Raw genomic sequence first — 23,505 nt, forward strand, 5'->3', positions numbered from 1 at the left:
AGCGTTCAATCTGAGCCATGATCAAACTCTTCAATTTAAGATTTTGTTCGGCTCAATGAATACTGAACATTACATAAAGTAATGTTTGAATTGACTGTGCTCTTATTGGTTTTCACTTTTGAAAAAGTAAAACAAAACAGCTCAAGGCTGCTTCCCAATTCGAATGGTCACTTCGTATCATTGAAACCTAATTTGAAGCCGAAGCTTCTAATTGGATTATCATCAACGAGTGCCCACACAGATTGATAGGTCTATATTTTTAAAGAGCTACTCTTCTTTGTGACTTACATCACTTCGGAAGAGGCGGCCATTCTAGCGAGATAATCTTCAGTGTCAAACACTTTTTTCAAATTATTTCGTTTTTCTTTTTGGCCCGTCTGACTGGCTTTAAACTCTTGTGAGCCCTTGTCCTGTCGACGAGGAGGCATTATAGAGATCGCCATCACATTGGCAAGCGTTATTTTGAAAAAATTGCAAAAATAACGCTTAACCGCGCAACTTTCACTCAAAGCTTTATTTATCCAACTTTACCCCAAACTCTCACACAACTTATCCACAGAGTTGTGCTTTGAGACGTATTTTTCAAGTACCATAAATAAAGAAAGCTGCTTTATTGCAGCTATCTTTATTAAACTTAACCTAAACTCTATTTAAAGAGTATTATGGCTATATGCCAGACCCATCTTGTTCAGAGCCATCATCTTCGTGTAGGCCACATTCTCGCTTTAAGCCAAAGAATCGAGTTTCTTCCTCTGACATTCCCGGCTCCCATTTACGAGTGGTATGTGTATCACCAACTGAAAGGTAACCTTCATCCCACAATGGGTGGTATTTAAGGCCGTGTTGTTCTAAGTAGTAATGAACGTCTTTATTAGTCCAATCAATTACTGGTAGAAATTTAAACACACCGTTCTGAATGGATAGAATCGGTAAACCTGCACGAGATTTACTTTGCTCTCGACGCAATCCAGAGAACCACGTTCCAACATTAAGCTCTTTTAACGCTCGACGCATCGGCTCAACTTTATTGAGCTTGTTGTATTTTTCAATTCCCTCTACACCCTGCTCCCATAATTTTCCATATCGAGCTTCTTGCCAATTCGCACTTTCTTTGGCTCGATAAACTTTTAAATTTAGGTTGAGAGCATCTGTCAGCTCATCGATAAATCGGTACGTCTCAGCAAACAGGTAACCAGTATCGGTTAGAATTACGGGGATGTCCGCTTTGGCGCGAGTAACTAAATGAAGCATAACCGCGGCTTGAATACCAAAACTAGAAGAAACCGCGAACTCGCCTTCTAGATTATCTAAAGCCCATGCTACTCTCTCTTGTGCTGAAAGCTTTTCGAGCTCGACATTAATTTGAGCAAGACGGAGGATTTGCTCCGTCTTTGTTAATGTCAGTAACTCTGTGAGCTCAAGCTTGGATGCTACAGAATCAAGCATGAAAGTCCCTCTTCGATACGAGCACTTCTTGGATAATGCCAGCACGAATAGTAAAATCGCCAAAGGCTTCGCCTTCTTCACGCTCTTTCGACCATCGAGCCACCAGCAGATCAATCTCTTCTAAGATTTGCTTATCCGTGATGTTCTCTTTATACATTTTTGGTACTCGAGTACCGGCACGGTTACCACCTAGGTGCAAGTTGTAACGACCCGGCGCTTTGCCAACTAGACCAATTTCAGCCAACATTGCGCGACCACAACCATTTGGACACCCAGTTACACGCAAAATGATGTTGTCATTTTCTGGTAGGTTGTGCTTCTCCAGAATCCCCTCCACATCAGTAACAAACTGAGGAAGGAAACGTTCAGCTTCTGCCATCGCTAGCGGACAAGTTGGAAAAGCAACGCAAGCCATTGAGTTCTTACGCTGTTCACTTACGCCGTCGTCCATTAAGCCATGTTCACGAGCGATCTTTTCAATCTTCGCTTTTTCGTTTTTAGGTACACCCGCAACAATTAGGTTTTGGTTCGCTGTCATGCGGAAATCGCCTTTGTGGATTTTGGCAATTTCAGCAACACCCGTCTTAAGTGGTTTACCTGGAAAGTCTAATAAGCGACCGTTTTCGATGAAAAGCGCTAAATGATATTTACCATCAATTCCTTCTACCCAGCCAATACGGTCACCACGTTCTGTGAATTCATATGGACGGCTTTGCTCAAACTTAACACCAGCACGTTTCTCGACTTCCGCTTTAAAGACATCGCTACCTACACGATCCAATGTGTATTTGGTTTTTGCGTTCTTACGGTTTGAACGGTTACCCCAGTCGCGCTGAGTTGTTACTACAGCTGCGGCAACATCAAGTGTCTTGTCCAGCGGAATAAAGCCAAAGTCGTCAGCGCGGCGCGGATAAGTTGATGTATCGCCATGCGTCATCGCTAAGCCGCCGCCGACCAGGACGTTAAAACCAACCAGCTTGCCGTTATCTGCAATCGCTACGAAGTTGAGATCGTTAGCGTGTACATCTACGTCATTTTGCGGTGGGATAACCACTGTGGTTTTAAACTTACGTGGTAAGTAGTTCTTGCCTAGAATCGGTTCGTCTTCTTCCGTGCTTTCTACTTTTTCACCGTCTAGCCAAATCTCTGCATAAGCGCGTGTTTTCGGAAGCAGGTGTTCACTGATTCTCTTCGCCCATTCGTAAGCTTCTTGGTGTAACTCTGACTCCACTGGATTAGTGGTACACAACACGTTACGGTTTACATCACCCGCGGTTGCAATCGAATCAATGCCAATACTGTTGAGCGTTTGATGCATCAACTTAATATTCGGTTTTAATACCCCATGAAACTGGAACGTTTGGCGAGTCGTCAGACGAATACTTCCATATAAAGAGTGCTCCGTTGCGAACTTGTCGATCGCTAACCATTGCGTTGGCGTGATGATGCCTCCAGGCATACGAGCACGAAGCATCACATTATGTAATGGTTCCAGTTTTTGCTTTGTGCGTTCATTACGGATATCACGATCGTCTTGTTGATACATACCGTGGAAACGAATTAACTGGAAGTTGTCGGCAGTAAAGCCACCAGTAATACGGTCCTGTAAATCTTGCTCAATGGTGCCACGTAATAAGTTGCTTTCCCGCTTCAGGCGCTCGTTATCAGATAGCGGCCCTAACTCTTCACCTAATACAACCTGCTTATTATTGTCCGTAGAAAAAGTCATTAGTACACATCCCTCTGATAACGTTTCGCTTTACGTAGGTCATTAATAAATTGTTCTGCATCGTCACGCGGCATCTTGCCTTCTTGTTCAGCAACGATAACCAATGCGTCGTGCACATCTTTTGCCATACGCGTTGCATCACCGCAGACATAGATATAAGCGCCTTCTTGGATCCACTGCCACACATGAGCTGCGTTTTCTAAGATGCGATGTTGTACGTAAACCTTTTCTACTTGGTCACGACTAAAGGCAACATCCAATCGGCTTAGTACTCCTGACTTGAGATACTTTTGCCATTCCACTTGGTATAAGAAGTCTTGAGTGAACGTGCGATCACCAAAGAACAACCAGTTTTTGCCTTCAGAATCGCGGTTTTCACGTTCCTGAATAAAGCTACGGAATGGTGCGATCCCTGTGCCAGGACCAACCATGATAATTGGAGTGCTATCATCTTCCGGCAGTTTGAAGTTGTTGTTATGCTCAACAAATACTTTAACTTCATCCCCCTCTTCGAGACGCTGTGCTAAGAAACTAGACGCACCACCATACCGTTTTTCGTCGTTTTGTTCGTACTCAACCAAAGCAACCGTTAGGTGTACTTCTTCATCGACCTCTTCTTGGCTTGATGCAATAGAGTAAAGGCGTGGAGTAAGACGACGAAGCAAACCAATCAATTCATCTGCGGTTAACTTGGTTTTCTTTTCTGCCAGTACATCAACGATTTGAGTATTTGCAGAGTACTCGCGAAGTTTATCTTTATCTTCAACTAACTTTTGTAGCTTCTTGCTACCGGATAACTCGGCAAACTTTGTGATGAGCTGTGGGTTAGATGTTGTGATTTCATATTTACTCACAAGAGCACTGTGGATTGACAAGCTTTCACCATCAACGTCAACAGTCTCAACCCCAGACAAACCGACCTTACCAAGAATGGCGTTTGCAAGTTCCGAGCTATTTTCAAACCACACACCTAGTGCATCACCTGGCTGATACGTTAAACCCGAGCCTTCTAAGTCGATTTCTATATGACGAACGTCTTTTCCAGAGTCACGGCCCGTGATTTTTTGACTGGTCAGTAACGTTGCAGTGTACGGATTCTGTTTATTGTAAGGAGAGTGCGCAGTCGCAGCTTGACCCACAGGAAGTTGAACCACATCCGCTTCAGAGCCAGAAGACAGTGTATCTTTTACCTTGTCTAACGCATTCTTACGCCATTCAGTTGCAGGGGCTTCATAATCCACATCGCAATCAAGACGCTCGATAAATGGAGTCGCGCCTAGCTTTGATAGGTAAGTGTCGAAGTCTTTACCGGTCTGACAGAAGAACTCGTAGCTAGAATCTCCCAATGCAATAACACCATATTGCAGGTTTGGCAGCTTATGAGCCTTCTTCGATTGCAAAAACTCATGTAGCTCAATGGCATTGTCTGGCGCTTCGCCTTCGCCGTTAGTCGATGCCACAATAATGACATGCGTTTCTTTGGCTAAGTTTTTACCTTTATAATCGCTTGCATCAAAAAGTTCGACTGCAATTCCTTCTGCTTTTGCTTCCTGTTCCAGAGCTTCAGCAACACCTTTAGCATTGCCCGTTTGGGAAGCAAAAATAATACTCAACTTACCTGCTGGCTTCGCTGATACGGCTGCCGTTGCTTGTGCAATTGGCGTTACCGCTGTGTTTGGTTGATTTTGAGCTAATCCCCAAAAATACCCACTGACCCAAGCAAGTTGCTGTGAAGACAACTCAGAGACAGTTTGTTGGAGTGAGCTAATTTGTTGGTCATTCAGAGGGCTTGCGATTGGAGGATTTCCTCCTTGCCCATTATTATCTTCAGACACATTCTTGTGAGAATACTCATTCTTTTGAAAAGACATTATCACGACATCCCTATTCATTGCGTGACGATAGAGTACCCACTCTCCTTAATAACAAGAAAGAATAGAAGTGAATGTTTTATAACTTTTTGGAAGTAAGAACGGCTTACTTTTTGCTCATCGATCTTCAATGCGGACTTGTTGAAAGCCTACTGCCATTGCCGATTTTGACGCAGTATCTAAATCTTCATAAAGACATTCTTCGCCGTGACTGTCCGTTAGAAAAACAAAACCACCGCGCGCATGTCTGAACTCTACAACCCAACCACCCTCTTGGATTGCAGGCTCAATAATCGCTTCGATAAGCTGATTTTCACGGAATAGATGTCTTAGTTCATTTATTGTCATCGCTATCCCTGCTTTAACTTTCACATTGCTCCTAGGTAAGCATGGTCTAAGTCAGCCAAATAGGGAGAAATTTCGATTAGATATAATGAAGTGATATAAAAAAACGCCGCTTATAAAGCGACGTTTTAAGTAAATCGAATATCTAACATGGCTGAATTTAGAACGCGTATTCCGCACTCACAAAGAAGCCGTTAGCAAAAATAAACTCTTTCCCTAGATCCGACATGAATTTATCGGACTCTAAATCAATCACACGGTAACCTCCACGAAAAGCCAGTCGAGCTTTTTCGAGCGGTACATTGTATTGAACACCTGCCATGAAATCGGTGCTTTTGATACCTTTGTTGTCACCAAAGTTTATCTCACCAATCACATCAAAGTTTGTATCCGGAACTTGAATTTCTGCGTAACCATACCAAGCCCAAATCAGCTCATCAAATTCTTCTACACGCCTGCTTGAGCCAGCATCAATGTATTTAGTGTCACTTAAATTACTGAACGTGAGACCCGCATCAAAGTGCAATAAATCATGCTCTAGAACGTGGTAATACAAGGTTAAATCGAGCTTATCGAACCCCATGTAATCCGCATCAACACTTGAGTAACGAAGGCGCGCATTAGGGACATATTTAACATCATGTTCAATCGCCGCGTAAAAAGTGCCTGCGGTACTGCTATCTCGTCTCACTTCATTAACTTTAGTGTCGGCAGCCCATACCTCTGCGCCGACTTTTGTCGATACAGAGTACTCTGCAAAAACAGGAAAAGATACTGCCAACGATAATGCCGTTAAAGCGATGTTCGCTTTATTTGTCATGTAGTATTTACTCCGAGATAGCTGATATTCACGTAGAGGACGTGAGAGGAAATATACCATATTCTCACGCCTCTCCATCAACTAAATGATGTTACTCATTATTTATAGCGGGGCTGAGCGACGTAATTCTTGAAGAACCAAATACCCAATGCAATCACGATTAACCATGGTAATAGTTTAAGTACCGCTCCAACCATTCCCAGTAAAAACATCACAACTAACGCAATACCAGTTGCTGCGAATACGGTCATCATTGTGATACCCGTAACCAACAAGGTCGCCGCAAAGACTAAAATAAAGATTAGCTCCAACATAATCACTTCTCCATTTGTTTTCAATAAACAGAGCAGTTTCCATACCAACTTACAGAAACGAAGTTAAGATTATGATTTTTAATAAAAAAACAAAGCCAGAGGCATTTCTGCACTCTGGCTTTATCAGTCTTTAGTTGGTAATTTTAGCCATTCACTGGCGAATTTTACACATTCAATTCTTTTGGAATCTTAGCTAGCGCGTCTTGCAATACTTCTAGACCAGAACCTGGTTTGTGCGCATTTTCACTGATATGACGACGCCATTGACGAGCACCGGGCATGCTTTGGAACAAACCTAACATGTGGCGGGTAATATGACCAAGGTACGCACCTTTCGCTAATTGCGCTTCAATGTATGGATACATCTCTTCAACAATTTCGCTGCGTTTCTTCACTGGAGCATTAGAGCCAAACAACTCTTGATCTACCGATGCCAGTAAATATGGGCTTTGGTATGCTTCACGACCAATCATCACACCGTCAAGATGCTGAAGATGTGCTTTTGCTTCTTCTAATGATTTCACGCCACCGTTAATCGCAATCGTTAGGTGTGAGAAGTCTTGCTTCAATTGGTAAGCGCGTGGGTAATCCAATGGTGGGATCTCACGGTTTTCTTTTGGGCTTAGACCACTTAACCAAGCTTTACGAGCATGGATAGTGAACTGCTCACAGCCACCCTTTTCTGAAACAATAGAAACGAAATCCGTTAGGAATTCGTAAGAGTCTTGATCATCAATACCAATGCGAGTCTTGACTGTTACAGGGATATCGACCACGTCTTTCATTGCTGCGACACAATCCGCAACTAACTGCGGTTCAGCCATTAGGCAAGCACCAAATCGACCGTTTTGTACGCGGTCAGATGGACACCCCACATTTAGGTTAATCTCATCGTAGCCACGCTCTTGCGCTAGCTTGGCACACGTAGCCAAATCTGCTGGGTTTGAACCACCAAGTTGAAGGGCTAACGGATGCTCTTCTTCGTTATAAGCCAGGAAATCTCCTTTTCCATGAATGATCGCACCTGTCGTCACCATTTCAGTGTACAACAGGGTTTCTTTGGTCATTAAGCGATGGAAGTAGCGACAATGACGATCAGTCCAATCTAACATTGGTGCTACGGAGAGCCTGCAAGAATGAGTCATGATATAAACACCCGTTTTTATGTTGCCAAGGTCGAGCGCAGCAGTACGCTCAAAAAATAAGTCGGGTATTGTATACCCAAGCACCTCTGGGTGCTAGTTTCAGCGAGAATGATTTGGTTGGCTGACTAGCCAAGTGCTTAGGAATACGCAGAAGTAATACGAATCTGTCATTCGTTGATTCATTCTGTGATGATTATTCCGCCTTCACACCACCACCGACTTGCTTTAATTCATGATTTTCGTTCTGATAGTGGGTAAAATGAAGCATTTCTAAACGAACTTCGTATAGAAATGATTTATCATAGAGCACGTCCGATAGTTATGGTGAAAGGTTTGAACCCAACAATCATTGAACAAATTGAAAGTATCTGCGCAGAGCGTGGAGTACGACTGACTCCGCAACGCCGACGCGTATTTGAACTCATTTGTTCTAATCGCCGCGCCTCAAGTGCGTATGAGCTATTGGAGCAACTAAAAGAGAGTGAGCCTCAGGCTAAGCCGCCCACTGTTTATCGAGCATTAGATTTTCTCCTAGAGCAAGGCTTCATCCACCGAGTGGAATCGACAAATAGCTTTATTACTTGTTGTTCTTTCAATACTCAGCAGCACTTTTTCCAATTACTAATTTGCGATAAATGTGGTGATGTCGTTGAACTCGAAGATGAGACGCTGATATCCTTGTTAGCCGAAAACGCCGAGAAGCATGGATTCAAACTGACCAACCAAGTTATTGAAACTCATGGTGAATGCCAGGCCTGTTCCTCCGAGACGAAAGAAAAAGTATAGAAGAACGTTATGCGCGCTGAATTTGTAAACCCGTTTTTAGCTTCTTTAATGAACGTGCTAAAAACTATGGCTTCTCTTGAGCTGAAGCCACAAAAACCGCGAATCAAAAAAGATGAGATCGCACGAGGTGACGTTTCTGGTCTGATTGGTATGGTAGGCCCACAAACTCGTGGTTCAATGTCGATCACCTTTGATGAAGCACTCGCCCTAGAAATCATGCAGAACATGCTTGGTGAACGTCCAAATGGGCTCAATGAAGAAGTGACCGATATGGTGGGTGAGATCACCAACATGGTTACTGGTGGTGCGAAACGCATTCTGGCGGAAAGTGGTTTTGACTTTGATATGGCAACACCGGTTGTGGTTTCGGGCCGAGGTCATACGATTCGCCACAAGTGTGAAGGCTCAATTATTATCATGCCTTTCTCTTCCCAATGGGGAAATGCCTTTATCGAAATTTGCTTCGAATAAAAGAGAAAAAATAGGTTGGCACTGGCCAACCTATTTTGTTTTTGCCTCAGGCAATAAAAAGGTCAGCATTTGCTGACCTTTTCTTTATCTATTCAAACATTAAGCTTTGAACGCTTTAAATGCGTTGATTAGACCGTTTGTTGAGCTGTCATGCGAGCTGATTTGAGACTCGTCTGCAAGCTCAGGTAGGATTTGGTTAGCCAGTTGTTTACCTAGCTCCACGCCCCACTGGTCAAAGCTGAAGATATTCCAGATAACACCTTGTACGAAAATTTTGTGTTCGTACATTGCGATCAAGTTACCTAGCGTACGAGGCGTGATTTGCTTCACTAGAATAGAGTTTGTTGGACGGTTACCTTCAAACACTTTGAATGGCGCAATCGCTGCCACTTCTTCAGCATTCTTACCTACTTTCACCAACTCTTCTTTCACGGTTTCTTCATTTTTACCAAACGCTAGAGCTTCAGTTTGCGCGAAGAAGTTAGACATCAGTTTTTGGTGATGATCGCTAGCTGGGTTGTGGCTAATTGCAGGTGCAATGAAGTCACATGGGATAAGCTTAGTACCTTGGTGAATTAGCTGGTAGAACGCGTGCTGACCGTTGGTACCTGGTTCACCCCAAATGATTGGGCCAGTTTGGTAAGTTACAGCATTGCCGTCACGGTCAACGTATTTACCGTTTGATTCCATGTTACCTTGCTGGAAGTACGCCGCGAAACGGTGCATGTACTGATCGTAAGGCAGAATAGCTTCTGATTCCGCACCGTGGAAGTTGTTGTACCAAATACCGATAAGCGCAAGGATCACAGGGATGTTGCTTTCTAGATCTGTTGATACAAAGTGCTTGTCCATCTCGTGAGCGCCATCAAGCAGCTCAACGAAGTTGTCGAAACCTACTGCTAGTGCAATTGATAGACCGATCGCAGACCATAGTGAGTAACGGCCACCAACCCAGTCCCAGAATTCAAACATGTTCGCTGTATCGATACCAAATTCAGACACGGCTGTCGCGTTTGTTGAAAGCGCAGCAAAGTGCTTAGCCACATGAGCCTGATCACCCGCCGATTCTAGGAACCAATCACGAGCAGTGTGCGCGTTAGTCATGGTTTCTTGTGTTGTAAACGTCTTAGACGCGATCAAGAATAACGTCGTTTCTGGGTTAACTTTCTTCAACGTTTCAACGATGTGTGTACCATCAACGTTAGATACGAAGTGAAGGTTTAGATGATTTTTGTATGGCGCTAGAGCTTCCGTCACCATGTAAGGGCCAAGGTCAGAACCGCCGATACCGATGTTCACAATATCGGTAATTGCTTTGCCTGTGTAACCTTTCCATTCACCGCCGATAACGCGCTCAGTGAATGATTTCATTTTTTCTAGAACCGCGTTCACTGCTGGCATTACGTCTTCGCCATCTACCATAACTGGAGTATTAGTGCGGTTACGTAGTGCAGTGTGAAGAACAGCGCGACCTTCTGTTTGGTTGATCGCTTCACCACTGAACATCGCTTCAATTGCAGATTTCAGCTCGGTCTCTTTCGCAAGAGCAAACAGGTGCTTCAGAGTTTCCTCATTGATGAGGTTCTTTGAGTAATCGACTAGGATGTCTGAGCCGAAACGTGCAGAGTATTTGTCGAAACGCGCTGCGTCTTGAGCAAACAGCTCTTTAAGATCCATATCTTGTGCAGATTCGAAATGCGCCGTTAGCGCTTTCCAAGCTTGTGTTTGCGTTGGATTGATATTTTTCAACATGGTCTTTATCCCGATGTTACAGTAGGTTCCATTCCTTACAGTCTAGCGAAAACTGTGGAATCCCCGATTTAGCAAATAGAATATAAATTAGATGTTTGGGCAAATTGCCACAAAACAAGTCTTTGTAATTTTTTTTCAGGCGCCAATTATGACCGAGAGCTTTTACACTCACATTGAGTTAGGTCACGTTCCCTGCCCTGAAATTGAACATTCATTTACGATGACAAGAATCATATCATTTACTAATGACAGGCTCTAATTGGAATAGGATAGACGCCAATTTATAAATTTCCAAAGGAACACGTATGTGGGCACAAAAAACACTGCAATTAAAAGCGAGAAGCCGCGGTTTTCACCTGATAACTGATGAAATTGAACAACAATTACCACAAATAAACGAACTTTCAGTAGGTTTATTACACTTATTTATTCAGCACACCTCCGCCAGTTTGACCTTAAATGAGAATGCTGATCCAACCGTGCGTATGGACATGGAAGCGCACTTCAATAAGTTTGTGCCAGAGCGTGCTCCTTATTATCAGCACACCTATGAAGGTGACGACGACATGCCGGCACATATTAAAGCATCACTGCTTGGCAGTAGTGTGACGGTACCAATCCAAAATGGTCGATTAGCTTTAGGAACATGGCAAGGTATTTACTTGGGTGAGCATCGAGACTTTGGTGGCGGCCGCCGCGTTATTGCTACGATTAACGGTGAGTAGATAAAACAAAGGCTAACCTTGGGTTAGCCTTTCGTTGTTTATTTGGAGTATTCCATCTCGACGCGAGGCGTTAGCTTAGTCACGAGTTCATACGCAATCGTACCAATGTGACCCGCTACTTCTTCTACTGGGAGCTCTTTCCCCCAAAGAATCGCTTCGTCGCTGACTTTATCCGTTGCGTCTGGTCCCAAATCGACCGTCAGCATATCCATGGAAACTCGACCTGCAATAGGTACTTTACGGCCATTAACCCACACCGGCGTACCGTTTGGAGCACTTCTTGGGTAACCGTCGCCATACCCTACAGCAATGACACCAACTTTTGTATCTCGCTCACTGGTCCAAATACCACCGTAGCCAACACTTTCACCTTTCTTCACTTCGCGTACCGCAATAAGGTGGGATTTAAGTGTCATGACAGGCTGATACCCAAGATCTTGCGCCGTTTTGTCATCGAATGGCGACACACCATACATGATAATACCCGGACGAACCCAATCTAAATGGCTTTGAGGCCATGCCAATAACCCCGCAGATGCCGCCAGTGAACGTTCCCCTTGGCAACCAGAAGTCAACGATTTAAACAGCTCAATCTGTTGTGGGGTAATATCGCTATCCAGCTCATCTGCACAGCCAAAGTGGCTCATGTAACGCAACGGTTTCGCTACATTTGGACACTCCTTCAGCCGCGTTACAAACTCGTCATATTGTTCAGGACGAACCCCAAGGCGGTGCATGCCACTGTCAATCTTCAGCCACACGACAACCGGAGTTTCAAGGTCTGCTTGCTCCAAGGCGATAAGCTGCTCTTCACAGTGCACCACAGTTTGGATGTTGTTCGTCACAAGAACAGGTAAGTCACCAGGAGAGTAAAAACCTTCTAGCAATAGAATCGGCTTTACTACTCCACAAGCGCGCAGTTGCAATGCTTCTTCAATACGAGCCACACCAAACGCATCCGCATGGTTAGCATGTTTTGCGACATGACGTAATCCGTGACCATAACCATTGGCCTTGACGACAGCCATCACTTTACTTTGTGGCGCTTGAGCTTTTACGCGCTGTAAGTTGTGCTGCAACGCAGACAAATCAATGCACGCCTTGGCCGCTTTCATATAGCTCATGGGATTACTCATCATCAATATCGAATGCAGGACCCGCGTAGTTGTCGAAACGCGAATGTTGACCTTGGAAAGTGAGGCGAACAGAGCCGATAGGACCATTACGCTGTTTACCAATAATGATTTCGGCCGTACCTTTGTACGGACTATCTGGGTGATAAACCTCATCACGGTAGATGAACATGATCAAGTCGGCATCCTGCTCGATGGAACCGGATTCACGCAAGTCCGAGTTTACTGGTCGTTTATCCGCACGTTGCTCTAGGGAACGGTTTAGCTGCGACAGTGCCACAACAGGCACATTTAGCTCTTTTGCCAGCGCCTTAAGAGAGCGAGAGATCTCAGCAATCTCAAGAGTACGGTTATCGGTTAACGAAGGCACGCGCATCAACTGAAGGTAGTCGACCATGATCATCGATAGACCGCCATGTTCACGAGCGATACGGCGAGCGCGCGAACGCACTTCGGTCGGAGTTAGTCCAGAGCTATCATCAATGTACATATTTTTCTTCTGCATCAGGATACCCATAGTAGAAGAAATACGCGCCCAATCTTCGTCATCTAGCTGACCCGTACGGATCTTGGTTTGGTCAACACGAGACAAAGAGGCCAACATACGCATCATCAACTGTTCAGCTGGCATCTCTAACGAGAAAATAAGTACGGGCTTTTCTTGTTGCATGGCTGCATTTTCACACAAGTTCATCGCAAAGGTCGTTTTACCCATCGATGGACGCGCAGCGACAATCACCAAATCAGAGCCTTGCAAACCTGCGGTTTTCTTATTGAGATCTGTGAAACCGGTATCGACCCCGGTAACACCATCTTGTGGCGTTTTATACAACAACTCGATACGTTCTAACGTCTTTTCGAGGATGTTGTCGACGTTTTGTGGTCCTTCGTTTTCACTAGTTCGAGACTCGGCGATAGCAAAAACTTTACTCTCCGCCATGTCTATTAAATCTTCAGAACTGCGACCTTGAGGGTCATAGCCCGCGTCCGCAATTTCATTCGCGACACCAATAAGGCCACGAACAATCGCGCGCTCAGCGACAATATCAGCATACGCATTGATGTTAGCTGCACTTGGCGTATTCTTCGCCAAGTCAGCAAGGTAAGCAAAACCGCCTACATCTTCTAACAACTCGTGACGCTCTAGATATTCCGATAAAGTAATAAGATCGAGAGGTTTACCCGCTTCAAGAATGGTTTTTACACCTTCAAAAATCAGGCGGTGTGGACGACTATAGAAATCACTGCTCACAACACGTTCGGCAACGGTGTCCCAACGTTCATTATCCAGTAAAAGACCACCAATTACTGATTGCTCGGCTTCTAGTGAGTGAGGTGGCACTTTGATTGCGTCGACCTGACTGTCTGAAGGTTTGCGATTTCTGTTTTCCGCCATGACTTTGCTCGATAACTACTATTGACCCACGATTATAACCTTAACCTAGCTGAGATGCTTCCCCGAAGCGACAATTACTTGTTAAGAAATCATCATGTGAACCATCCGGGTAATAGCCTGGTTCTTCCGCCTAGCTCTAATAAAAATTAACCTACCATTGACCCAACCAAATATCTGTATCAGTATCATGCCCCTCCTTTTTGATTACGTTCGAGGTTGATGTGTCCCGATACTGGTTACTTAGCTTTAGCCTACTGTGCGCTAGTGCATCGTATGCTGACGAATCAGTACAGCCAGAGCAAAATATTGATTTACCCGACCCACTAAAAACCGAGGTGGAGTTCGGCTATCAAGCTCACACAGGTAACACGGACTCTCGTTCCCTGAATGCTCGTTTGAGTGCTGAATATACGTCAGGTCGACACCGTTCTAATGGTGAATGGAAGTACTACAACTTGTACAAAGACGGTGAAGAAGACAAACGCTCATCCACCTATTCCCTGCAGAGTGACTACAAGTTAGGCCCTAAGACGTATTTGTATGGCAGCTTTAAAGGAGTGGATTCTCGCTACAGTGCTTATTTTAAAGACTATACGTTGTCAGGTGGTTTGGGTTACCAGTTCTCCTACACTGAGAACTTCATTTTAGAGGTAGAAGTAGGCCCTGGTTTTCGCTATCAAGAGCCAAACTTAGACGAAATAGATGATGACGATATTGTCTTTCCCGATATCGTTAGAGAAGGCATTTTTCGAGGAAATATCAACACAACTTGGCATGCGTTGGATAATTTAAGTTTCGCAGCTGATATTACGTTGGTAACAGGTAGAAGTAACACACGTACTGATAGTGAACTCAGTGTAACCAATGATATTACTGAAGATATCGCACTGAAACTGGCGCACTCTCGTCAGTATCACGATAAAGTGCCTGAAGGCTTAAGCAAAGCAGACAGCGTATTTTCCGTTAATTTACTTTTCGCTTTTTAACCCTTTTTCTCTCAGTTTTAGAAATAAAAAAGCACCTCCGAGGAGGTGCTTTTTAGTATTTCGTCTTGATACTGAATTACTCAGCAGCAACAACTTGTAGGTTAACTGTCGCGAAAACTTCAGAGTGAAGTTGAACGCTGATCTCGAACTCACCAGTGTTACGTAGAGCACCTTCAGGAAGGCGAACTTCGCTCTTAGCAACTTCAACGCCTGCAGCTGTGATAGCGTCAGCGATGTCACGAGTACCGATAGAACCGAATAGTTTGCCTTCGTCACCAGCTTTAGAAGCGATAACTACCGCTTCTAGAGCGTTAACTTTCTCTGCGCGAGCTTCTGCAGCAGCTAGTTGCTCAGCAACTTTAGCTTCTAGTTCAGCACGACGAGCTTCAAACATTTCAACGTTAGCTTTAGTTGCCATAACTGCTTTACCTTGTGGGATAAGGAAGTTACGAGCGTAGCCAGATTTAACGTTTGCAGTATCGCCAAGACCACCTAGGTTACCAATTTTATCAAGTAGAATAACTTGCATTGCTTAATCCTCTTTCTTAATAAAATGAACCGATTACTGATGCTTGTCAGTGTACGGTAGTAGAGCTAGGTAGCGTGAACGCTTGATAGCACGTGCTAGTTGACGCTGGTACTTAGCGCTTGTACCAGTGATACGGCTAGGTACGATTTTACCAGCTTCAGTGATGTAGTTTTTAAGAGTTGCTACGTCTTTGTAATCAATCTCTTGTACGCCTTCTGCAGTGAAACGGCAGAATTTACGACGACGGAAGAAACGAGCCATGGGCTATCTCCTGATCTTAAATTTGAGTAATGTTGTCGGCGTGTAACACTAATTTTCCCACGCCATTTCGGCCGGTTTGATAAGTGACAAAACCACTTACCTTAATGTTACTGCCTTGAACTAAATTCTGAGTTAGTGCTTGTGACCCAAGCCCGCTGACGACTACCGGCATACGACAATAAACTTGTCGAGGTAAGTCAGCTTCGATAATAGTAGAGCGATGCTCCAGCCAAAACCGACAGTGTTCAATGCCACCAGGGCTTTTACTACGAATGGGCGGTTTGGCAATGGTGCCGCTCAGCTCCATTCGATTGGCCATAAGAAAACTTACTCAGCAGCTTCTGACTTAGCTTCAGGCTTAGCTTCAGAACGCTCTTCACGACGTGGAGCACGCTCTTCTTTTTGCTTAAGCATGATAGATTGCTCAGTGATCGCTGCTTTAGTACGCATGATCATGTTACGTAGAACTGCATCGTTGAAACGGAAAGCAGTTTCTAGCTCATCAATTACAGCTTGGTCAGCTTCAACGTTCATAAGAACGTAGTGAGCTTTGTGAAGCTTGTTGATTGGGTAAGCCAGTTGACGACGGCCCCAGTCTTCTAGACGGTGGATTTTACCGCCAGCTTCAGTGATTGAACCAGTGTAACGCTCGATCATGCCAGCAACTTGCTCGCTTTGATCTGGGTGCACCATGAATACGATTTCGTAATGACGCATTGGTTGCTCCTTACGGATTATTCAGCTTCCACAAATGGCTCAGTCGTCCAGAGGAAGCAAGGAACTAAAGATAATTGACTGAGTTTAAGGAGCACGAATAGTACAGAAAGGGCGTAAAATAGGCAAGTGATTATTTGCTCAGCGCAGCGGATATTTAATTTCTTCTAATACTAGAAAACACAAAGGCTGCCAACAAGCTGGCAGCCTTTAAAATCAGCGTGTTATTGCGCTGGCTTATCGGTGCTTATTTAACTTCAGCCAGTTCAGCGCGCATTTGATCGATCACTTGTTTGTAATCTGGCTCACCGAAAATCGCCGAGCCTGCAACAAACATGTCTGCGCCCGCTTCTGCAATTTCACGAATGTTGTCAACCTTCACACCGCCATCGATTTCTAAGCGGATATCACGGCCAGACTCGTCAATCATCTTACGAACGGCACGCAGTTTATCTAGTGTATGAGGAATGAATGATTGACCACCAAAACCAGGGTTTACCGACATCAGTAGAATCATGTCGACTTTATCCATAATAAACTCAAGACTTGCAAGTGGCGTTGCTGGGTTTAGTACCACACCAGCCTGACAGCCGTGCTCTTTAATTAACTGCAGTGTACGGTCTACATGATCAGAAGCTTCTACATGGAACGTAATCATCGACGCACCCGCTTTTGCGAAATCAGGAATAATACGGTCAACGGGTTTCACCATTAGGTGAACATCGATTGGCGCTGTGATGCCATAATCGCGTAGTGCTTTACACACAGGCGCACCAAAAGTCAGGTTTGGTACATAGTGGTTATCCATAACGTCGAAATGCACCACATCCGCACCCGCTGCGAGTACTTTTTCTACATCTTCACCGAGACGAGCAAAATCTGCCGATAAAATGGATGGAGCAATAAGAAAATCTTTCATACCTGACCTCAGTAGTAATGAGCAAACAATCTGCGCGCAATTCTACCGAAGCCAGTGGGGAGATCCACTATTTAGATATAATAGTGTGAGAATTAAGAGCTTGATTTATCCATGTCTGGGGCATGAAAAAGCGCAAGTAGCTCATCAACTTTATTACGACCGTTACCATTACGGCTAATGGTACGCTTTACTTTTACCACATTAAGATCCGCACCGTGATACAACCGACGTGTCAAGGTAGTGTCGTGGTTAGAAATCAACACAGGAATGCCACGTTCAGTCGCTGTTCTTTCAGCAATGTCGGCTAATGCAGCTTGGTCGTCCAACGTGAAACCATTACCTGCGTATGAGGTGAAATTTGCCGTATTTGAAAGCGGCGCATAAGGTGGATCGCAATACACGACGCTCCCTTTGCGCGCACGACGAAATGTTTCAGGATAACCTTCACAAACGAACGTAGCTTTTTTGGCTTTTTCTGCAAAAAACTCCAATTCCGCCTCAGGGAAATACGGCTTTTTGTAAGAGCCAAACGGTACATTGAAGCCACCTTTTTTGTTGTAACGGCATAGGCCATTAAAACCAAAGCGGTTCATGTACAAAAACGCTAAAGAGCGGTACATCACGTCATCGGTTTTATTAAATTCAGCGCGAATGTGTAGGTAGGTTTCTTTGCGGTTGTTCTCAGCGACAAACCAACGCTTCGCTTCAGAGATATACTCTTCAGGGCGTTCTTTCAGCAGGTTGTACAGATTGATCAAATCTGGATTGATATCTGCAAGTAGATAATGGTCATAATCGGTATTCAGAAACACTGAGCCCGCACCAACAAAAGGTTCAACTAGCTTTCGAGCCGGCGGCAAATGACGTTGGATGTCTTCAACCAGTCCGTATTTTCCTCCTGCCCATTTAAGAAAGGCTCGTTGCTTTTTCATCTACTGCTCTATCTATCGACCAAAAATTAAGGCTGCGGAATGTAACATATTTTTCAGGGAAGCTCAGGTTTATTTCACTCGTTCAATTTCACGGTGAACCTGACGGAGTGATTTTGCCCAAGGACTCACCGACTTAACCGAATCTGGCAAGCTTGCGACGGCATCACGAGCCATTTGAATTGTCGGATAATCTTGATATGTGATGATATACCACTCGGTGTCATTACGAACGGTAGGATAAATTCGCACTTGATTATTCAGTTTATGCTCATTGAGAAAGGATTGTACATCTTCCATTGAGGTCATAGCTGCGAGTTGTAAAGTATAAGCTCTTGGCGATAGCGCTTTTAGTTCTTCACGAGCAAATGAAAACTTCACAACAGGTTGGTTTGCCTCACCCTCTTCTGACTGAGCAGGTGCTTGCGCCATATCTTGATTCGGTTTTACGACTTTAATCAAAGGAGAGCTAGTTTCATCGGCGGTTTCTGTTTTCTCAGTACCTACGACGTCATCAATCGCTTTTGTGTCTGCTGAATCAGTTTTACCTTCAAGCAATGCATCGACCACATTCGACTCAATCACCACTCTTTGTTGATTGTCATCACTGCCTACGCTCGCTACTTCTTCTGTCACTGCTGGCGGTAATGAATCAGAATCATCAACCGCACCAGAGTTATCAAGACTGCTAGAGCCATCGGTTACAGGTTGCAGTGAAGATTGCGCTGCACTGATTACTGACTCTTCAAAAGTTGGAATAGCCGTTTGCTCTAAACCGCCAGCAATTTGCTGCGCTTTATCATCAGGACTTGGTTGACTAAGCATCCACCAATAGCCACCCGCAGCAAGCAACAGTAATACTAATACCACCAACGCAATATTCAGGGGTGAACCGACAATCGAGCGGATAATGATCCTTTTTTCCACTTTCATCTCTCCTAACGCCATGATGTCACCCGGTACTGGGTCGACTTTTTTAAATGCATCTCTAACCCGTTTCTCAGACTCATCATCGACGTAGCGCGCAACAAGTGACTCAAAGAAACGACGAGCTTCCACTTCGGACAACATATCAATATCAAGCTCAACAGGCTTTATCTCTTGTCCATAACTGAGACGTGCTAGCAAACCGTCTAAACGTCCAGACTGTGTAAACAGTAAGACATTGATGGTCCAATTTGGCTTATGGTGCGCCTCTAAGACCAGCATCCAAAGCTCAGAGATAAGTGTCTCACTCAATAAATGCGCATCATCTACAACAATTGCAATGTCACACGGCTCATCACCTAAAAGCCTTTCAAGGCTATCAAGTAAAGGCTCTTGCTGATTAAACAATGCGTCTGAAACCAGTTGATTCAAAATAAGGACGCGATGCTGCACATCGTCTTGATTAGAATGACAAAGTAACAAACATTGATTCTTGTTACTGGCACCCACTTCAAGGTATCGCTGCGCTAACCAAGATTTCCCGTACCCATCATGACCATTAATCGCAATGAGATTGGAACCAAAGTTAGTCAGTAGACCTAATCTATCAAGCAACTCGATTTGAGAATCTAATTCCAGTACGTGAGCAACACTCATCTAATAACCTTAATACACTACAAGAATGACGCCCAAAGGCGCCATTACAAGGTTAAATATCGCGACCGAAGTCTATTGCCTGTTTGAGTACGTCTTGTGTCGTATCAGCAATTACCTCGGCAGTGCCAATGCCTGTAGGCAAAACCAATCGTAATTGACCAGAGAGGACTTTCTTATCTCGCATCATGTGCTTGATGAAGTCATCGAAATTCATACTGTCTGGAGTATGCACAGGCAGTTTTGCACGACGCAAAATCGCAACAATACGCTCAAATTGCTCTTCCGAGATCAGACCACGTAGATGCGACGTTTTGGCCGCCATAACAGTGCCGGAAGATACCGCTTCACCATGCAGCCAATTGCCATAGCCAAGTTCCGCTTCAATCGCATGACCAAAGGTGTGACCTAAGTTAAGCAAAGCACGGATGCCCGACTCTTTCTCATCCTGAGCCACCACTTCCGCTTTTATTTCACAGCAACGTGCGATCGCATAAGTTAGTGCTTCTTCATCCAACGCATACAAGCGCTCAAGATTGTCTTCTAACCATACAAAAAAATCTGCATCGTAAATAATGCCGTACTTAATGACTTCGGCGATACCCGCAGCGAACTCACGTTCAGGCAACGTCGACAGGCAGTTGGTATCAATGATCACTGCTTTAGGTTGGTAAAACGCACCTATCATGTTCTTACCCAACGGATGGTTAACCGCGGTTTTTCCACCAACCGAAGAGTCCACTTGGGATAGTAATGTGGTCGGTATTTGAATAAAGTCGACCCCACGCTGGTAACAGGCAGACGCAAAACCCACAAGGTCGCCAATAACACCACCACCTAACGCGATGATCACAACATCACGAGCATAACTCCCTTCCAGTAAGAAGTTCATTACTTGATTAAATACATCCAAGTTTTTGTACTGTTCACCGTCAGGCAATTCTAACAAGGATGCACTACAACCGAGCTGCTCGAGTTGCTTTAAAATTTTGTCTGCATACAAAGGCGCCACTGTGACATTACTGATCACAACAACTTTTTGTTTTGCATTTTTGTTTGAGAGAACTTGAGAGAGGTACGCCGGGTCCTCAAATAACCCGGCGCCAATAGAGATTGGGTAGCTACGCTCAGCTAGGTTGACCGTAATCCGTTCCATCGGTTTGCTCCAATTAAAAAAAAGATAAAGACTTATCTCTCTTCTAGCATTTTTACGATCTGGTTGGCTACCACTTTTGCACTTTGATCGTCAGTGCGAACAGTGTAATCCGCTACTTCTTCATATAAAGGATTACGTTCTTCAGCTAATTGCTCCAATACTTCGCGAGGGTTATCCGTTTGAAGTAAAGGACGCTTCTTGTCGCGGTTTGTACGCGCAAGTTGCTTTTCAATCGTCGTTTCTAAGTAAACAACAACACCACGTGCCGAAAGACGATTGCGGTTTTCTTTGCTCTTAACAGAGCCACCGCCAGTCGCAAGCACGATGCCTTGCTCTTGTGTTAGGTCTTCAAGTACCGCTTCTTCACGCTTGCGGAAGCCTTCTTCACCTTCTACATCAAAAACCCAAGAGATGTCTGCACCAGTGCGTTCTTCGATCACTGTATCGGAGTCAACAAACTCCATATGCAGTTGCTGTGCTAGATGTCTACCAATTGTACTTTTGCCGGCGCCCATTGGGCCAACAAGGAAAATATTACGTTTCTCAGCCATGTTTAGCAGTAATTTACAACATTGATTCAATAAGATCGCCACAAGAAAACACAGCTAAACTGCTGTTCTACAAGGCTTGTGGCACCAGTTCCTCACAGATAATTCGTGATAAGACCCGAAATTATCCAAGCATGGTGCCACTATTGCAACTTTATTTTTGATTTAATCAGTTTTTCCCGAGACAGAACTACTGAATCACCACCTTAGGCGTGACGAAAATTAACAGCTCACTTTTGCCAACATTCTCATAACTTCGACGAAAAAGAGCACCTAATAGCGGCAGGTCGCCCAACAAAGGCACTTTGTCCACCGAGTTAGTAATGCTGTGCTGAAAAATACCACCAAGAACGACCGTTTCACCGTTATTCACTAACACTTGCGTCCCGATACGTTGAGTATCAATCGCAACAGCTTCACCAGTGCCGGTCTTCACTACTTGTCCAGGTCTATCTTGCGTGACACTTAAATCCAATACTAAGCGGTTATCCGGTGTGATTTGCGGGGTTACCTTCAAACTTAATACCGCCTTTTTGAACGTCACCGTCGTTGCACCACTTGATGATGACTCTAGGTAAGGAATCTCTGTACCTTGTTCGATATAGGCAGGTTTCTTATTGGTAGTGATCAAACGTGGGCTCGAGATAATCTCAGCTTTAGACTCTTGTTGCAGAGCAGAAAGCTCAAGATCCAACAAGGTGTCTGAACCTAACTTTGCGACCTGAAAAGCAATGCTGGTCGCATTCGGACTGGTTGCAGCTAAGTTTACATTTAGGAAGTCATCGATCCCCACTCCATCACCGTCACCACCGTCGTCGCCCCCTTCTCCATTATAGAGACCGATCGTGGCAAGGTTGTTCTCAATAGAACCGCCCACTGTATTACTGCCATTAATAGACGTAAAACCCCAACGAATCCCTAACTCATCCATGTTACCTTCATTGATGGTCACAATACGCGCCTCAATTTGAACCTGTTTAACTGGAATATCCAAAGACTCAATAATTTCTCGAATCACCTCGATGTTTTCAGGTAACTCTCTAATCAATAACGAGTTAGTTCGCTCATCAATGGTCATACTGCCGCGCTCTGACAGCATGCTGATATTTCCTTCACCATTGATCATCTCCGCAATGTCTGATGCTTTAGCAAAATTAACTTTGATGATTTCAGATGAAAGCTCTCCCATTTCTTCCGTCAGTTTTTGTTTTTCTAACTGCTGCTTCTCACGCAAGTCCAGCTCATCAGTCGGAGCAACTAAAATCACGTTGCCATCAACACGCTTATCTAACCCCTTAACTTGCAATATAATATCCAGCACTTGCTGCCAAGGGACACCATCAAGACGAAGCGTGAGGTTGCCTTCCACAGAGTCGGAGACAACCAAATTGAATTGTTTGTAATCAGCAATAAGCTGCAAGACGTTTCGCACAGGAATATCTTGGAAGTTAATCGAAATAAGCTTACCTTCTCTTTCTAAAATGCTTTTATCTGGGGCTTTCTCATTAGGTTTGATCTTCGCTACTTTGATTTCCAAAAAACGCCCCGTTAAACGGTAATCATGCTTGTATTCTTCATTGATGTGCGCAACCAAGCGCGTCGTCGAGGTGTCGCGAAACACTTCTACGCTCTCAACCACAGTCGAAAAGTCTTTCACGTCTAGGAGATACAATTGCTCGTCTTTTACTGAAGTGTTAAGCAAATCGATACTTAACCCTTCCTGTACACGCTTGATATCTACAATCGCGGCCGGTGACGCCAATTCGACGACAATCACCGCGTCTTTATCTTTATTAGTTCGAAAGTCGATACTTTTTAGGGCATTGGACGAAACTTCTTCAGCTGCCGCTAAAGGGGCTAAAAATACAAACAACCATAAGGAGAAGAGCCCAGTAAGTATCCTTGGTGTACGTGTTAATCCTTGTCTCATTTTCATTACTCAATATCAA

At 44.3% G+C, this 23,505-nt stretch carries 24 protein-coding genes; 4 read left to right on the plus strand and 20 right to left on the minus strand.

From position 1 onward, the window contains the following. Positions 1–666: 666 nt before the first annotated feature. The 7 genes from R8N46_RS21900 to dusA all read right to left on the minus strand — a co-directional run bounded on the left by R8N46_RS21900 (position 667) and on the right by dusA (position 7,670). Positions 667–1,446 (minus strand): phosphoadenylyl-sulfate reductase, encoded by a 780-nt coding sequence (locus tag R8N46_RS21900; protein ID WP_005382748.1) that lies wholly within the window; start codon positions 1,444–1,446, stop codon positions 667–669. Next, entirely contained in the window at positions 1,439–3,175 is a 1,737-nt protein-coding gene (gene cysI, locus R8N46_RS21905; protein ID WP_017821724.1) for an assimilatory sulfite reductase (NADPH) hemoprotein subunit, read from the minus strand. The genes R8N46_RS21900 and cysI overlap by 8 nt, the downstream gene beginning before the upstream one ends. After that, positions 3,175–5,046 carry an assimilatory sulfite reductase (NADPH) flavoprotein subunit gene (locus R8N46_RS21910; RefSeq protein ID WP_213972570.1) on the minus strand — a complete coding sequence of 624 codons (1,872 nt, stop codon included), beginning with the start codon at positions 5,044–5,046 and terminating at the stop codon, positions 3,175–3,177. The genes cysI and R8N46_RS21910 overlap by 1 nt, the downstream gene beginning before the upstream one ends. A 117-nt stretch (positions 5,047–5,163) precedes the next feature. Continuing rightward, on the minus strand, positions 5,164–5,394 hold the full coding sequence (locus R8N46_RS21915) for a hypothetical protein (protein WP_005381264.1): 231 nt from the start codon (positions 5,392–5,394) through the stop codon (positions 5,164–5,166). A 157-nt stretch (positions 5,395–5,551) separates the two neighbouring features. Next, positions 5,552–6,211 (minus strand): TIGR04219 family outer membrane beta-barrel protein, encoded by a 660-nt coding sequence (locus R8N46_RS21920; protein ID WP_005381265.1) that lies wholly within the window; start codon positions 6,209–6,211, stop codon positions 5,552–5,554. Between the two features lie 98 nt (positions 6,212–6,309). After that, positions 6,310–6,525 (minus strand): envelope stress response protein PspG, encoded by a 216-nt coding sequence (pspG, locus tag R8N46_RS21925; RefSeq protein WP_005381266.1) that lies wholly within the window; start codon positions 6,523–6,525, stop codon positions 6,310–6,312. Positions 6,526–6,689: 164 nt separating this feature from the next. Then, a complete protein-coding gene (dusA, locus tag R8N46_RS21930; RefSeq protein ID WP_017821727.1) occupies positions 6,690–7,670 on the minus strand; it encodes a tRNA dihydrouridine(20/20a) synthase DusA in 981 nt (326 codons plus the stop codon). Between the two features lie 321 nt (positions 7,671–7,991). On the opposite strand from dusA, the gene zur reads away from it, so the two are divergent. Next, positions 7,992–8,456, plus strand: a complete 465-nt coding sequence (gene zur, locus R8N46_RS21935) for a zinc uptake transcriptional repressor Zur (RefSeq protein WP_005381268.1) — start codon at positions 7,992–7,994, stop codon at positions 8,454–8,456. Positions 8,457–8,465: 9 nt separating this feature from the next. Beyond that, complete coding sequence (locus R8N46_RS21940) at positions 8,466–8,927, plus strand: chemotaxis protein CheX (protein ID WP_005381269.1); 462 nt, start codon at positions 8,466–8,468, stop codon at positions 8,925–8,927. Positions 8,928–9,026: 99 nt separating this feature from the next. Here R8N46_RS21940 and pgi read toward each other — a convergent pair whose 3' ends face one another. Further along, positions 9,027–10,679 carry a glucose-6-phosphate isomerase gene (pgi, locus tag R8N46_RS21945; RefSeq protein ID WP_318098546.1) on the minus strand — a complete coding sequence of 551 codons (1,653 nt, stop codon included), beginning with the start codon at positions 10,677–10,679 and terminating at the stop codon, positions 9,027–9,029. Positions 10,680–10,984: 305 nt separating this feature from the next. On the opposite strand from pgi, the gene R8N46_RS21950 reads away from it, so the two are divergent. Then, positions 10,985–11,404 carry a secondary thiamine-phosphate synthase enzyme YjbQ gene (locus R8N46_RS21950; protein WP_005381271.1) on the plus strand — a complete coding sequence of 140 codons (420 nt, stop codon included), beginning with the start codon at positions 10,985–10,987 and terminating at the stop codon, positions 11,402–11,404. 38 nt (positions 11,405–11,442) lie between these two features. Here R8N46_RS21950 and alr read toward each other — a convergent pair whose 3' ends face one another. After that, positions 11,443–12,519 (minus strand): alanine racemase, encoded by a 1,077-nt coding sequence (gene alr / locus R8N46_RS21955; RefSeq protein ID WP_031777284.1) that lies wholly within the window; start codon positions 12,517–12,519, stop codon positions 11,443–11,445. A 13-nt stretch (positions 12,520–12,532) separates the two neighbouring features. Then, positions 12,533–13,933, minus strand: a complete 1,401-nt coding sequence (locus R8N46_RS21960) for a replicative DNA helicase (RefSeq protein ID WP_005382759.1) — start codon at positions 13,931–13,933, stop codon at positions 12,533–12,535. A gap of 221 nt (positions 13,934–14,154) precedes the next feature. Between R8N46_RS21960 and R8N46_RS21965 the strand changes: the two genes are divergently transcribed. Beyond that, a complete protein-coding gene (locus R8N46_RS21965; protein WP_115386331.1) occupies positions 14,155–14,919 on the plus strand; it encodes a DUF481 domain-containing protein in 765 nt (254 codons plus the stop codon). A gap of 76 nt (positions 14,920–14,995) precedes the next feature. On the opposite strand, the gene rplI is transcribed toward R8N46_RS21965, so the two are convergent. The 10 genes from rplI to R8N46_RS22015 all read right to left on the minus strand — a co-directional run bounded on the left by rplI (position 14,996) and on the right by R8N46_RS22015 (position 23,492). Then, positions 14,996–15,448: a 50S ribosomal protein L9 gene (gene rplI, locus R8N46_RS21970; protein ID WP_005382760.1), complete on the minus strand. Its 453-nt coding sequence runs from the start codon at positions 15,446–15,448 to the stop codon at positions 14,996–14,998. Between the two features lie 33 nt (positions 15,449–15,481). Then, a complete protein-coding gene (gene rpsR, locus R8N46_RS21975) occupies positions 15,482–15,709 on the minus strand; it encodes a 30S ribosomal protein S18 (protein WP_000090472.1) in 228 nt (75 codons plus the stop codon). 16 nt (positions 15,710–15,725) lie between these two features. Next, complete coding sequence (priB, locus tag R8N46_RS21980; RefSeq protein WP_005381298.1) at positions 15,726–16,028, minus strand: primosomal replication protein N; 303 nt, start codon at positions 16,026–16,028, stop codon at positions 15,726–15,728. A gap of 8 nt (positions 16,029–16,036) precedes the next feature. After that, entirely contained in the window at positions 16,037–16,426 is a 390-nt protein-coding gene (rpsF, locus tag R8N46_RS21985) for a 30S ribosomal protein S6 (protein ID WP_005381299.1), read from the minus strand. A gap of 244 nt (positions 16,427–16,670) precedes the next feature. Next, positions 16,671–17,342, minus strand: coding sequence for a ribulose-phosphate 3-epimerase (rpe, locus tag R8N46_RS21990; RefSeq protein ID WP_005381300.1), 672 nt, complete (start codon positions 17,340–17,342; stop codon positions 16,671–16,673). Between the two features lie 92 nt (positions 17,343–17,434). Beyond that, a complete protein-coding gene (locus R8N46_RS21995) occupies positions 17,435–18,274 on the minus strand; it encodes a Dam family site-specific DNA-(adenine-N6)-methyltransferase (RefSeq protein ID WP_213972567.1) in 840 nt (279 codons plus the stop codon). A gap of 69 nt (positions 18,275–18,343) precedes the next feature. Continuing rightward, positions 18,344–19,855, minus strand: a complete 1,512-nt coding sequence (locus R8N46_RS22000; protein WP_115386332.1) for an SPOR domain-containing protein — start codon at positions 19,853–19,855, stop codon at positions 18,344–18,346. A gap of 52 nt (positions 19,856–19,907) precedes the next feature. Beyond that, the gene (aroB, locus tag R8N46_RS22005; RefSeq protein WP_005381318.1) at positions 19,908–21,008 is read right to left on the minus strand and encodes a 3-dehydroquinate synthase; all 1,101 of its coding nucleotides are present in this window, start codon (positions 21,006–21,008) and stop codon (positions 19,908–19,910) included. Positions 21,009–21,040: 32 nt separating this feature from the next. Then, the gene (aroK, locus tag R8N46_RS22010; RefSeq protein ID WP_005381319.1) at positions 21,041–21,559 is read right to left on the minus strand and encodes a shikimate kinase AroK; all 519 of its coding nucleotides are present in this window, start codon (positions 21,557–21,559) and stop codon (positions 21,041–21,043) included. A 187-nt stretch (positions 21,560–21,746) separates the two neighbouring features. Then, complete coding sequence (locus tag R8N46_RS22015) at positions 21,747–23,492, minus strand: type IV pilus secretin PilQ family protein (protein WP_318098547.1); 1,746 nt, start codon at positions 23,490–23,492, stop codon at positions 21,747–21,749. Between the last annotated feature and the right edge of the window lie 13 nt (positions 23,493–23,505).

Origin of the sequence: Vibrio sp. 1874 (genome assembly GCF_033344395.1) — a bacterium.
GTDB classification, from domain to species: domain Bacteria; phylum Pseudomonadota; class Gammaproteobacteria; order Enterobacterales; family Vibrionaceae; genus Vibrio; species Vibrio alginolyticus.